Genomic DNA, 12,372 nt, shown 5'->3' with positions numbered 1-12,372 from the left:
ATCAGGTTTCAGGTATAGTTCTTCATAATCCTTTCAAAATCATCCTGTTGTAATTTTTTATTGCAACTCTGCGCAATTTATTCTTTTTTTCTTCATAATTGATGAAAATTTGTTTTTTATACTTTCATTGTTTTACCGTTGCTCTGATTAATTGACGCTTAAGCCGGTAAAGTTAATCTCGTCAACACGACATCACATTGCATAAGAGTCGCATGAGTGTCGTAAAAATAACTGAAAGAAAGGATAGAAATTATGCGTAAACTGACTGCTCTGTTTGTTGCCTCTACTCTGGCCCTGGGTGCTGCCAACCTGGCTCACGCCGCTGACACGACAACAGCTGCGCCAGCTGATGCCAAACCGATGATGCACCACAACGGTAAATTCGCCCCGCATCACGACATGATGTTCAAAGACCTGAACCTGACCGATGCTCAGAAACAGCAGATTCGCGAGATCATGAAAGGTCAACGCGACCAGATGAAACGTCCGCCGCTGGAAGAGCGTCGCGCGATGCACGACATTATTGCCAGCGATAGTTTCGATAAAGCGAAAGCCGAAGCGCAGATTGCGAAGATGGAAGAACAGCGCAAAGCCAACATGCTGGCGCATATGGAAACTCAGAACAAGATTTACAACATTCTGACCCCGGAACAGAAAAAGCAGTTTAATGCCAATTTTGAGAAGCGTCTGACAGAACGTGCAGCGCAGAAAGGTAAAATGCCACAAGCTGCCGAGTAATCGATCAGCGTCTACACTAAATCATTCATGCTGTGTTGCACTGATTGCCGCACAGCGTGAAACCAAACTCAAGACCGCCGCTCTTGTCCACAACACGTTTAACGATGTGGGCAGGATCGGCGGTTTTTTCTTTCCTGCCTATTGCACCGGACACACGACACGCTATTCTCCTGAAGCCCGTGAAAATTCTACCTGGATCAGCGCGTTATTCTTTTTTGCAAAACACCGGGTTCATCGCTAAGGCAAATCAACTCTGCTGCCGATAACAATAATCTGCAGGGTGAACATACCAATGATGATTTATGGCTGCCTGTTTACGGCGGGTTGCCGTGCTGCGTCTTTCTGGAGGGATGATGGAATACTTTGATATCCGCAAAATGCCGGTCAATCTGTGGCGAAATGGTGCGGGAGAAACCCGTGAGATTTGCTGTTTTCCGCCAGCAACACGAGATTTTCACTGGCGGGCGAGTATCGCCTCCATTGCAGCCAACGGAGAGTTTTCTCTCTTTCCCGGCGTAGAACGCGTGATTACTCTACTGGAAGGTGGAGAAGTGACCCTGGAAGAGTCAAACACCTTCACACATACTCTGAAACAGCATCAGCCTTTTACCTTTGCCGGTGACAAGGTGGTAAAAGCGAAGCTGACAGAAGGGCAGATGTCGATGGATTTCAATATCATGACCCGACGGGATGTCTGCCAGGCGAAAGTCAGAGTTGCCGACCGCACGTTTACGACTTTTGGTTCGCGCGGCGGCGTGGTATTTGTTATCAGCGGTGCCTGGCAACTGGGCGATAAGCTACTGACCGCCGATCAGGGTGCAAGCTGGCACGACGGTAAACACACCTTACGACTGCTGGAGCGCGAGGGAAAACTGCTGTTTAGCGAGATTAACTGGATGCCGGGCCATTCTCCGGACGCAGTTCAATAATGTCATATTGACCAGACAGAACAGGCCGACAGAGAATTTTGTAGCCATCATGGTCAAAGCCGGCCGGCATACGCGCCAGGGTAGCCGCTTCATCCAGCGTTGAAACGGCTCCCAGCCACAGCCAGTTGTTGATGATATGGTACTGTGTCATTTCAGCGCGGGTTTCCTGCAGCGCAATGGCATTGCTCCATGGCCAGCAAATCACTCTCACTCTTTCCAGCGCCTCTAACAGACGCAAATGATGGGCTTCATGACTCTCTTTCCCGCAGCACGCTCCGGCGCATCGCTTAAGCGCGGAGCGAAAACAGGCGCGCCCGCGACTCAGGGGTTCCAGCCCCAACAGGCCGTAGCAGAGCTGCTGTTCATCCGCGAGGCTTTGCAACGCTTGTAGCGCTGTGCGACGATTGGCAAACAGGCCAAACAGATTGGGGGCATGGGAGAAATCAATATCTCGTGCGTAGACAACCTGAACAGTTCGGTCGGTAAGCTGCAAGGCGCAAAGCTGACGATTGCGCCGCAGTCGTTTATTAAACAACGGCTGCTGTTCTTTGATCAATCGCGCTTCCAGCAGCAGGGCACCAATTTCTCCCGCGGTACAAATCCAGCTAATGCGTTTGGCCTGACGCAGCATTGCTGCTTCGTTTGCGGTACGCAGGTGTGCCATCACGCGGCTGCGAATATTGACGCTTTTACCAATATAGAGCGGCATAGTGTCACTTTCACTGTGAAACAGATAGACGCCTGGCACGGCGGGAAGCGCATTCAAAAATGGACGCAGGTGCTCAGGATATTCATAGATTGCCGCTGCCTCAAATGTCAGGCGCGGGGCTGATTGACGCCGTACCACTTCTCACTCCGGATGCTGGTTATCCATCCAGTATAACAGTTTGGAACCGATTAAAAAAGCGGCATCAGATCAGGAAAAGGGACCGGACAGCGGTGATCCCAGTGCTATCCGGCAATATGTGACTAAAAGGATTACGCTTTTTTCCAGAAGTCATCAAACACCGTAATCGGTGTGCGACGTTTGTGCTCGGTCTTCAGATACCAGCCTTCAATTTTTTTCGCGATGTCGGCAGCCAGCGTTTTTCCTTCCAGATAATCGTCGATGTTGTCATAGGTGACGCCTAATGCGGCTTCATCCGGCAGAGAAGGACGATCGTCTTCGAGGTCGGCGGTTGGTGCTTTCTTATATAAATGTTCCGGGCAACCCAGCGCGGCAAGCAGTTGCTTACCCTGACGCTTGTTCAAACGGAAAATAGGGTTAATGTCAGTACCGCCATCGCCGTATTTGGTGAAAAATCCGGTGATGGCTTCTGCTGCATGATCGGTTCCCACGACAACGCCGCTGGTCATACCGGCGATACTGTACTGAGCCTTCATACGTTCACGGGCTTTTTCATTGCCACGGACAAAATCGCTCAGTTCAATACCCGCTTCACGCAGGGCCTGTTCACTGGCCAGTACCGCACCCTTAATATTGACGGTGAGTACGCGGTCCGGTTGGATAAAGGCGATGGCATCCTGACAGTCCTGTTCATCAGCCTGAACGCCATATGGCAGACGTACGGCAATAAACTGCAGCGCGTCATTCCCCGTTTCTTCGCGAAGCTCGGAAATAGCCATCTGGCATAGTTTTCCCGCGAGCGTTGAGTCCTGCCCGCCGCTAATCCCTAATACCAGTGATTTCAGAAAGGGGTAGGTCTGCAGATAAGATTTAAGGAAATCCACGCTGCGGCGAATTTCTTCTTCTGCATTGATGTGCGGTTTTGCGCCAAGCGCCTGGATTATCTCTTGCTGCAGAGTCATTTAACCCCCTATGGAAAATAAAATGATCAAAAAAATGATGTGTTAAAATTATCGCGTTGAGGCCCAAACGACAAGGGATGCGAGCATCATTTTGTTTTAATAGAATTTTCCGAAACCGCCTAAGTATCATCTGATTGCTTGAAAAATGCGTTGTTGTGCTCCAGGCTTATATAACACGCTGAAATACAAGAGGACGGAATATGAACAAGAACCTAACAGGAATTCTGAGTGCAGCGGCTGTTTTGACTATGCTGGCAGGGTGTACGGCTTACGATCGTACCAAAGACCAATTTGTTCAGCCCGTGGTGAAAGATGTGAAGAAAGGGATGAGCCGGGCGCAGGTGGCGCAGATTGCCGGTAAACCTTCTTCTGAAGTCAGCATGATTCATGCGCGAGGGACATGCCAGACCTACATCCTGGGTCAACGAGATGGTAAAGCTGAAACCTATTTTGTTGCTTTAGATGACACCGGACATGTGATTAACTCCGGTTACCAGACCTGCGCAGAGTACGACACCGACCCGCAGGCGGCGAAGAAGTAACAACTGCTTATTGCCTGAGCATTCAGACGAACCGGCCATCGTGCCGGTTTTTTTGTGCCGAACGATCTTATTTATTGCCGCGAATTATTTGCCCGAAATGTGAGGGGGGTCATAACGACAGGTCAAGGAGAGACAATTTAGTTGGTCAAGGAAATACCATCCACTGGTGCAATCCCGTATACTCATTTCAGCCACCTAAAAAAGTAATTTAGCTGACGCAAGTTACCCAGAGCATGGATGCAGGTTATGGCTTGCGGAGTGTCTGGTTGACAGATAATCGCATATGAGGATCGTTTTAATGGAAAAGAAACACATTTATCTGTTTTGTTCTGCGGGCATGTCGACTTCATTGTTGGTTTCGAAGATGCGTGCTCAGGCCGAAAAATACGAAGTGCCGGTTATTATTGAAGCGTTTCCTGAAACGCTAGCCGGAGAAAAAGGTCCAACGGCCGATGTCGTGTTATTAGGTCCACAAATTGCTTATATGTTGCCCGAAATTCAGCGTTTGTTACCCAACAAGCCTGTGGAAGTGATTGACTCGCTGCTGTATGGCAAAGTCGATGGTTTAGGCGTGCTTAAGGCTGCTGTTGCAGCAATTAAAAAAGCCGCAGCAAATTAATTATTTTATTTTAATTTTTCCCGTCAAAGAGTTATTTCATTAACATTCACCGCAATTTTTAATTGCGGTATTTAAGGGTATTTTTCTATGAGTAACGCTATTGCTTCACTTGAAAAGGTACTCCTTCCTTTTGCTGTAAAAATTGGAAAGCAGCCACACGTTAATGCAATCAAGAACGGTTTTATTCGTTTAATGCCGTTAACCCTCGCAGGGGCCATGTTTGTATTAATCAATAACGTTTTCCTGAGCTTTGGGGAGGGGTCGTTTTTTTATTCAATGGGCATTCGACTTGATGCTTCAACTATTGAAACGCTGAATAGCTTGAAAGGCATTGGTGGAAACGTCTATAACGGTACGCTGGGTATCATGTCATTGATGGCACCGTTCTTTATCGGCATGGCGCTGGCAGAAGAACGTAAAGTCGACTCACTGGCTGCCGGGCTGTTATCTGTCGCCGCGTTTATGACCGTAACGCCTTATAGCGTGGGTGAAGCCTATGCCGTTGGTGCGAACTGGCTCGGCGGTGCCAATATTATTTCCGGTATCATTATCGGCCTCGCGGTCGCGGAAATGTTCACCTTTGTGGTTCGTCGCAATTGGGTCATTAAATTACCTGATAGCGTACCGACATCTGTATCGCGCTCTTTCTCTGCGCTGATTCCTGGCTTCCTTATCCTCTCCATTATGGGGATCATCGCCTGGGCATTGAACACCTGGGGTACGAACTTCCACCAGATCATTATGGATTCCATTTCAACTCCGCTGGCGTCGTTGGGCAGCGTGGTGGGCTGGGCCTACGTGATTTTTGTTCCGCTGCTGTGGTTCTTTGGTATTCACGGTTCACTGGCGCTGACTGCGCTGGACAGCGGTATCATGACGCCATGGGCGCTGGAAAACATCTCTATCTACCAACAGTTTGGTTCCGTAGATGCCGCGCTGGAAGCCGGTAAGACGTTCCACGTCTGGGCGAAACCGATGCTCGACTCCTATATTTTCCTTGGAGGTAGCGGGGCAACGCTGGGTCTGATTATCGCTATCTTCCTGGCATCGCGTCGTCCTGACTATCGTCAGGTTGCTAAACTGGCACTGCCATCAGGTCTGTTCCAGATTAACGAACCCATCCTGTTCGGTCTGCCGATCATCATGAACCCGGTGATGTTTATCCCGTTCATCCTGGTTCAGCCGATTCTGGCGGCGATTACGCTGGCAGCTTATTACTCAGGCATTATTCCACCGATTACCAACATTGCACCGTGGACCATGCCAACCGGTTTGGGCGCGTTCTTTAACACCAACGGTAGTGTCGCTGCTCTGCTGGTCGCGCTGTTCAACCTCGGTATCGCAACGCTGGTTTACCTGCCGTTCGTGGTGGTAGCCAACAAAGCGCAGAACGTTATTGACCAAGAAGAAAGCGAAGAAGATATCGCTAACGCATTGAAATTCTAAATTTAATCCGGCATGGCTTCACGGTCATGCCGGACTGAACCAGAGGAAAAAAGTATGTTGGATATCGAGAATATCGTCGACACGCAGTCCGAAGCAGAAGAACTTGAAGAAGTGGTGATGGGCCTCATCATCAACTCCGGTCAGGCGCGTAGCCTGGCGTACGGCGCACTTAAAATGGCCAAGCAAGGCGATTTCGAGTCGGCCAAGGCGATGATGGACCAGTCTCGTCTGGCGCTGAACGAAGCGCACCTCGTGCAAACGAAACTGATTGAAGGCGATCAGGGTGAAGGTAAAATGAAAGTTAGCCTGGTGCTGGTCCACGCGCAGGACCACCTGATGACATCAATGCTGGCGCGTGAGCTGGTGACTGAACTGATTGAACTTCACGAAAAACTGAAATAGCGAGGAGTGCATAATGCAGCTACAGATTAACGCACCGGAAATCAAAACTGTTTATGAACAGCAACTGTTTAATGGCAAAAATTTCCATGTGTTCATCTATAACAAAACTGAGAGTATCAGCGGGCTGCATCAGCATGACTACTATGAATTTACCCTGGTTTTAACCGGGCGCTATTATCAGGAAATCAACGGTAAACGCGTACTACTCGAACGTGGAGACTTTGTCTTTATCCCGTTGGGATCGCACCACCAAAGTTTTTATGATTTTGGTGCGACAAGGATCCTTAACGTCGGCATCAGTAAACGTTTTTTTGAACAGCACTATCACCCGCTACTGCCATTTTGTTTCGTTGCATCGCAGGTCTATCGGGCGAATAACTCGTTTCTTACCTATATTGAAACGGTTATTGCATCACTTAACTTTCGCGAGAGCGGACTGGATGAATTTGTAGAAGTGGTCACCTTCTATATTATTAATCGGTTACGTCATCATCGCGAAGAGCAGGTGTTGGATGATATTCCGCAGTGGCTTAAAACCACCGTTGAGACCATGCATGACAAACGGCAGTTTAGCGAGAATGCGCTGGAAAATATGGTACACCTGTCCGCGAAATCCCAGGAGTACCTGACCCGCGCAACCCAGCGTTATTACAGCAAAACGCCGATGCAGATTATTAATGAAATCCGCATTAACTTTGCTAAAAAACAGCTGGAAATGACGAACTATTCTGTAACGGATATTGCTTACGAGTCTGGCTACAGTAGTCCAAGCTTGTTTATTAAAACGTTTAAAAAGCTGACGTCGTTTACACCGAATAGCTACCGTAAGAAATTAACTGAATTTAATCAGTAGATATTATTTGCCAATAACCCATTTTTTATAGCTTGCCCAAAATAGCGTCGGGACAGCCACGCTATACCTGACATACGGGTTGAGCATAATACACGTCAGTGTTTTGACACTGAAGGGAGAAAGTATGAGCCAGAAATTAAAAGTCGTCACTATCGGTGGCGGGAGCAGCTACACCCCTGAATTACTTGAAGGCTTTATTAAGCGCTATCATGAATTACCGGTTTCTGAGTTGTGGCTGGTTGATGTCGACGGTGGAAAAGAGAAACTGGACATTATTTTTGACCTATGCCAGCGCATGATCGATAAAGCCGGCGTGCCGATGAAGTTGTTTAAAACGCTGGATCGCCGTGAAGCACTGAAAGATGCTGATTTCGTTACCACCCAGCTGCGTGTAGGGCAACTGCAAGCCCGTGAAAAGGATGAACGCATTCCGCTGAGCCACGGGTATCTGGGGCAGGAAACCAACGGCGCTGGCGGGTTGTTCAAAGGCCTGCGTACCATTCCGGTTATCTTTGATATTGTTAAAGATGTGGAAGAACTGTGCCCGAATGCGTGGGTGATCAACTTCACTAACCCAGCCGGGATGGTGACTGAGGCGGTTTATCGCCATACGAATTTCAAGAAATTCATCGGCGTATGTAATATTCCGATCGGCATGAAAATGTTCATCAGCGACGTGCTGGCGCTGAAAGAGAGCGATGACTTATCTATCGACCTGTTTGGTCTGAACCATATGGTCTTCATTAAGGATGTTCTGGTCAACGGTGTGTCACGCTTTGATGAACTGCTTGACGGCGTTGCTTCGGGTCAGTTGAAAGCCTCTGGCGTGAAGAACATCTTCGACCTGCCGTTCAGCGAAGGATTGATTCGTTCGCTGAAGCTGCTGCCGTGCTCGTATCTGCTGTACTACTTCAAGCCAAAAGAGATGCTGGCGATCGAAATGGGCGAGTACTATAAGGGTGGCGCACGTGCTCAGGTAGTACAAAAAGTTGAAAAACAACTGTTTGAACTCTACAAAAATCCTGAGCTAAACGTTAAACCGAAAGAGCTGGAGCAGCGCGGCGGGGCCTATTACTCCGATGCGGCCTGTGAAGTGATCAATGCCATCTACAATGACAAACAGACCGAGCACTATGTCAACGTTCCTCACCATGGGCATGTTGATAATATTCCTGCGGACTGGGCGGTTGAGATGACCTGTACGCTGGGGCGCAACGGTGCTACGCCGCATCCGCGAATTACCCATTTTGATGAGAAAGTGCTCGGCCTTATCTATACCATTAAAGGTTTTGAAGTGGCGGCGAGCAACGCAGCGTTGAGCGGTGAGTTGAATGATGTGCTGCTGGCGCTGAACCTGAGCCCGCTGGTGCATTCTGACAGCGATGCCGAAATTCTGGCGCGTGAACTGATTCTGGCGCATGAAAAATGGCTGCCAAACTTCGCCGGGTGCATTGAGAAACTCAAAAGCGAACAACACTAACTGAGGTCGGCTATGGAACGCGTACTGATTGTAAATGCGGATGATTTTGGCCTGAGTAAAGGACAAAACTACGGCATTGTTGAAGCTTGTCGCAATGGTGTTGTCACCTCGACAACGGCGCTGATTAACGGTGCGGCAATTGACCATGCGGTACAGCTGAGTCGCGACATACCTGAACTTGCCGTCGGAATGCACTTTGTTCTGACGCTGGGCAGGCCGTTGACGGCAATGCCGGGCCTTACTCGTGACGGGGTACTGGGGAAATGGATCTGGCAGATGGCTGAGGAAGACACTCTGCCGCTGGATGAAATTTCTCAGGAACTGGCCGCACAGTATCAGCGTTTTATTGACCTGTTCGGGCGGGAGCCGACGCATCTGGATAGTCATCACCATGTGCATATGTTCCCGCAAATTTTCCCTATCGTAGCAGGGTTTGCTGCCCAGAAGGGGATTGCGTTGCGTATCGATCGTCAGGCCGTATTCCAGGCGTCTGACTTACCGGAAACCTTACGGACTTCCCAGGGATTCAGCAGCGAGTTTTACGGTGAGGCGATTTCTGAAGCTCTGTTTTTGCAGATGCTTGATGCGTCAGCCGATCGCGGAGAATCCTCTCTGGAAGTGATGTGTCATCCGGCTTTTATCGATGACATTATTCGTCAAAGTGCCTACTGTTACCCCCGCTTAACTGAGCTCGACGTGCTGACGTCTTCGTCACTGAAATATGCTATTGCGGAGCGCGGTTATCGTCTTGGCAGTTTTCTAAACGTGTAATTCCTGAGTTTGCGGCGCTTGATGCGCCGCATTTTTTTAGGCCGGAATCGTGTCTATTTTTCCGGCGCGTGACCAGACGCGGTGCGCGGTCATCAGCGTCAGCAGGGTATCCATGAACTGTGTGTCTGCACTGTCCGCTTCCACCACGCCTTCTTCTCCTTCCTTTTTGATATTCAACGTTGCTTTAAACCGACGAGCATCGCCAGCCAGGGCGATAGGTTTTAAGTGTTTATACGCTTCGAGTAAGTAATATCGGGCATCTCCGTTCATTGCGATATCCGCAATATTCCCACATGGAACAATGACTGCATCGACCGTCAGGGATGGCGAACCCGCAAAGGTACCGGCGATTGTCAGAACGGAGCCATCGTCGGCAACCACATTCCCCATTCGGGAATAGAGCAGTTTTGCATGAACACCTTCGCCCTGTAGGGCTTGCATGATGGCGAGCAGATCGGCCGATTTCACCTGGTCATTAAGTAAAATGGCGACCACACGGCCCTTAATCTCACCTTGCGCACCTGCATATAAACTGAGTGACGGCGCATTTTTCAAACCGTTGACGTTGGCCGGCGGCATAATTTTGGTTTGTTCCTCAGTGAGTTCAAAACCGAGATTCCCGGCAACCGCCGTGGCGAGGGCAGTATCAATATGAGCTAACTGTTCGACCACTCTTTCTCTGATATAGGGGCGCGTAACTTTGCTAAGTTCGAAACTGAATCCGCCGATAATATGCTGCTGTTCAATTGGCGTCTGACTTAGCCAGAACAGACGAGGCTGCGCATAGTATTCGCCGAAAGAGGGGCTGCGTTCGCGGATTTTGTTTCCTTCAATCCGTTCCTGATACGACTCAAATCCACCGCGTTTTGGCCCCGGAGGTGTTTCACGCGGCCAGTTATCATTGATGGAATTCGGTTCATAGTTGGCCGGGTTGGTATCGATGTCCATGCGATGCATGCCGTCACGCTGGAAATTATGATACGGACAGGTTGGGCGATTAATTGGGATTTCATGGAAGTTGGGCCCGCCCAGACGACTGATCTGGGTATCGGTATAGGAGAACAAGCGGCCCTGCAACAAGGGATCGTTAGTAAAATCGATGCCCGGGACGATGTGTCCGGGATGAAAAGCCACTTGCTCATTTTCGGCGAAAAAATTGTCCGGATTGCGGTTTAGCACCATTTTACCGACGAGTTGTACCGGGACCAGTTCTTCAGGTATCAATTTCGTTGGATCGAGCAGGTCAAAATCGAACTTGAATTCGTCCTCTTCAGGAATGAGCTGTAGCCCCAGTTCATATTCCGGATAATCGCCCGCTTCAATCGCCTCCCACAGATCGCGGCGATGAAAGTCGGGATCCCGACCGGTAAGTTTTTGCGCTTCATCCCATACCAGCGAAGCTTTGCCTGCCAGCGGTTTCCAGTGGAAACGGACAAAGGTGGCTTTCCCTTGCGCATTAATCAACCGAAATGTGTGAATACCAAAGCCTTCCATCGTGCGATAGCTGCGCGGAATACCCCGATCGGACATTGCCCATATGACGTTGTGCAACGTTTCAGGCTGTAATGAGACATAATCCCAGAAGGTGTCATGGGCGCTTTGGCCCTGCGGGATAGCCCAATGTGGCTCCGGTTTAACCGCATGGACGAAATCTGGGAATTTATGGGCATCCTGAATAAAGAAGATGGGAGTATTGTTTCCCACCAGGTCGAAAATGCCCTCTTCAGTGTAAAACTTGGTCGCAAATCCCCGTATATCTCTGACCGTATCCGCAGAGCCTGCGCCGCCCTGAACCGTAGAGAATCGGACAAAAACCGGGGTGATTTTATTTTCATCACTCAGAAAGTCCGCTTTCGTCGTCGCGCTGAGACTGGCATAGGGCTGAAAGTAACCGTGAGCGGCAGAACCTCGGGCATGTACGATCCTCTCCGGGATGCGTTCATGATCAAAATGGGTGATTTTTTCCCGCAGGATGAAGTCTTCCAGCAGAGTTGGCCCACGGTTTCCGGCGCGCAGAGAGTTTTGATCGTCCGCAATGCGCACGCCCTGATTGGTGGTCAGGGCAAAATCCTCGCTTCCTTTGCGAAAACTGTCCAGCGCGTTGAGTTTGTCACTTGTGACGTCAGGCGCTTTTAAGCTGCCGGATGTGGTGGGTTGCATGCCTGGTGGCGTGGGTTCAGGCGCTGGCTGATGTGAACCGTCTGCTGGCGCCAGTGAGTCAAGTCCTGGCTGGGATTCGCTGGCATCATGAACCGGCGCTGAGTGATGGAGTGGGTGCTTATCGTTCTGTGACATTAAACTCGTCTCCTGTTTTCATCGCTGAAAGGGTCGTTGTTGCTGTCAAAAACTTTAACTATAGACCACTCATTCAGCGGCGCAGGTACAGGCCGATGACGTAAAGCGCGATGAACCAGGCAAACAGCGCACGCAAGGCAGGACGTCAGGAGGCAAAATCGGCTAAGATAGCGGTTTTCTGATTTTTAGAATTTGTCTTTAGTGAAGCAACTGATTATGAAACCTCTTCGCCAACAAAATCGTCCGGTTATCAGCTATGTTCCTCGCGTGGAGCCCGCTCCACCAGAGCATGCGATTAAAATGGATGCGTTTCGTGACGTATGGATACTGCGCGGAAAATATGTCGCTTTTGTCTTAATGGGGGAGTCGTTTCAACGTTCGCCTGCATTTACGGTCCCGGAATCAGCGCAGCGCTGGGCTAATCAGGTTCGTCAGGAAAATGAACTGAGCGATTAATGGATATAAAAAAACCGCCGGAGCATGATACT

General features: G+C 49.6%; 13 protein-coding genes. 10 read left to right on the top strand and 3 right to left on the bottom strand.

What is annotated here, in order from left to right:
* The first annotated feature begins 252 nt into the window (after positions 1-252).
* Positions 253-738 (top strand): ATP-independent periplasmic protein-refolding chaperone Spy, encoded by a 486-nt coding sequence (spy, locus tag OGV98_RS10955; RefSeq protein ID WP_003030629.1) that lies wholly within the window; start codon positions 253-255, stop codon positions 736-738.
* A 353-nt stretch (positions 739-1,091) separates the two neighbouring features.
* Positions 1,092-1,667 carry an environmental stress-induced protein Ves gene (ves, locus tag OGV98_RS10950; RefSeq protein ID WP_003030626.1) on the top strand — a complete coding sequence of 192 codons (576 nt, stop codon included), beginning with the start codon at positions 1,092-1,094 and terminating at the stop codon, positions 1,665-1,667.
* Here ves and cho read toward each other — a convergent pair.
* The gene (gene cho / locus OGV98_RS10945; protein WP_054528307.1) at positions 1,627-2,514 is read right to left on the bottom strand and encodes an excinuclease Cho; all 888 of its coding nucleotides are present in this window, start codon (positions 2,512-2,514) and stop codon (positions 1,627-1,629) included. The two genes, ves and cho, sit on opposite strands and share 41 nt — an antisense overlap.
* A gap of 131 nt (positions 2,515-2,645) precedes the next feature.
* The gene (gene nadE, locus OGV98_RS10940) at positions 2,646-3,476 is read right to left on the bottom strand and encodes an NAD(+) synthase (RefSeq protein WP_202580520.1); all 831 of its coding nucleotides are present in this window, start codon (positions 3,474-3,476) and stop codon (positions 2,646-2,648) included.
* A 200-nt stretch (positions 3,477-3,676) separates the two neighbouring features.
* Between nadE and osmE the strand changes: the two genes are divergently transcribed.
* The 7 genes from osmE to chbG all read left to right on the top strand — a co-directional run bounded on the left by osmE (position 3,677) and on the right by chbG (position 9,589).
* Complete coding sequence (gene osmE, locus OGV98_RS10935) at positions 3,677-4,018, top strand: osmotically-inducible lipoprotein OsmE (RefSeq protein ID WP_003030621.1); 342 nt, start codon at positions 3,677-3,679, stop codon at positions 4,016-4,018.
* A gap of 298 nt (positions 4,019-4,316) precedes the next feature.
* Positions 4,317-4,637, top strand: coding sequence for a PTS N,N'-diacetylchitobiose transporter subunit IIB (gene chbB, locus OGV98_RS10930; RefSeq protein ID WP_003840900.1), 321 nt, complete (start codon positions 4,317-4,319; stop codon positions 4,635-4,637).
* A gap of 87 nt (positions 4,638-4,724) precedes the next feature.
* A complete protein-coding gene (chbC, locus tag OGV98_RS10925; RefSeq protein ID WP_003030619.1) occupies positions 4,725-6,083 on the top strand; it encodes a PTS N,N'-diacetylchitobiose transporter subunit IIC in 1,359 nt (452 codons plus the stop codon).
* A gap of 54 nt (positions 6,084-6,137) precedes the next feature.
* Positions 6,138-6,485: a PTS N,N'-diacetylchitobiose transporter subunit IIA gene (gene chbA / locus OGV98_RS10920; RefSeq protein WP_003030618.1), complete on the top strand. Its 348-nt coding sequence runs from the start codon at positions 6,138-6,140 to the stop codon at positions 6,483-6,485.
* 10 nt (positions 6,486-6,495) lie between these two features.
* Positions 6,496-7,338, top strand: a complete 843-nt coding sequence (gene chbR, locus OGV98_RS10915) for a transcriptional regulator ChbR (protein ID WP_085951046.1) — start codon at positions 6,496-6,498, stop codon at positions 7,336-7,338.
* A 124-nt stretch (positions 7,339-7,462) separates the two neighbouring features.
* Complete coding sequence (locus OGV98_RS10910; RefSeq protein ID WP_003840902.1) at positions 7,463-8,818, top strand: 6-phospho-beta-glucosidase; 1,356 nt, start codon at positions 7,463-7,465, stop codon at positions 8,816-8,818.
* A 12-nt stretch (positions 8,819-8,830) separates the two neighbouring features.
* Positions 8,831-9,589: a chitin disaccharide deacetylase gene (chbG, locus tag OGV98_RS10905; RefSeq protein WP_049003634.1), complete on the top strand. Its 759-nt coding sequence runs from the start codon at positions 8,831-8,833 to the stop codon at positions 9,587-9,589.
* A gap of 36 nt (positions 9,590-9,625) precedes the next feature.
* On the opposite strand, the gene katE is transcribed toward chbG, so the two are convergent.
* Complete coding sequence (katE, locus tag OGV98_RS10900) at positions 9,626-11,884, bottom strand: catalase HPII (RefSeq protein WP_193339606.1); 2,259 nt, start codon at positions 11,882-11,884, stop codon at positions 9,626-9,628.
* A 192-nt stretch (positions 11,885-12,076) separates the two neighbouring features.
* Here katE and cedA point away from each other — a divergent pair, with 192 nt between their 5' ends.
* The gene (cedA, locus tag OGV98_RS10895; RefSeq protein ID WP_071524328.1) at positions 12,077-12,340 is read left to right on the top strand and encodes a cell division activator CedA; all 264 of its coding nucleotides are present in this window, start codon (positions 12,077-12,079) and stop codon (positions 12,338-12,340) included.
* Positions 12,341-12,372 lie beyond the last annotated feature (32 nt).

Origin of the sequence: Citrobacter sp. Cf136, assembly GCF_030333815.1 — a bacterium.
GTDB lineage: Bacteria > Pseudomonadota > Gammaproteobacteria > Enterobacterales > Enterobacteriaceae > Citrobacter > Citrobacter freundii.
Note: the sequence above shows the minus strand (reverse complement) of the source record. Positions and strands in the feature narration are given on the sequence as shown.

Bases quoted from the DNA above. Each gene is read 5' to 3' on its own strand.
- spy (WP_003030629.1), top strand. From the start codon at position 253: ATGCGTAAACTGACTGCTCTGTTTGTTGCCTCTACTCTGGCCCTGGGT.
- ves (WP_003030626.1), top strand. From the start codon at position 1,092: ATGGAATACTTTGATATCCGCAAAATGCCGGTCAATCTGTGGCGAAAT.
- nadE (WP_202580520.1), bottom strand. From the start codon at position 3,476: ATGACTCTGCAGCAAGAGATAATCCAGGCGCTTGGCGCAAAACCGCAC.
- osmE (WP_003030621.1), top strand. From the start codon at position 3,677: ATGAACAAGAACCTAACAGGAATTCTGAGTGCAGCGGCTGTTTTGACT.
- chbB (WP_003840900.1), top strand. From the start codon at position 4,317: ATGGAAAAGAAACACATTTATCTGTTTTGTTCTGCGGGCATGTCGACT.
- chbC (WP_003030619.1), top strand. From the start codon at position 4,725: ATGAGTAACGCTATTGCTTCACTTGAAAAGGTACTCCTTCCTTTTGCT.
- chbA (WP_003030618.1), top strand. From the start codon at position 6,138: ATGTTGGATATCGAGAATATCGTCGACACGCAGTCCGAAGCAGAAGAA.
- OGV98_RS10910 (WP_003840902.1), top strand. From the start codon at position 7,463: ATGAGCCAGAAATTAAAAGTCGTCACTATCGGTGGCGGGAGCAGCTAC.
- chbG (WP_049003634.1), top strand. From the start codon at position 8,831: ATGGAACGCGTACTGATTGTAAATGCGGATGATTTTGGCCTGAGTAAA.
- katE (WP_193339606.1), bottom strand. From the start codon at position 11,884: ATGTCACAGAACGATAAGCACCCACTCCATCACTCAGCGCCGGTTCAT.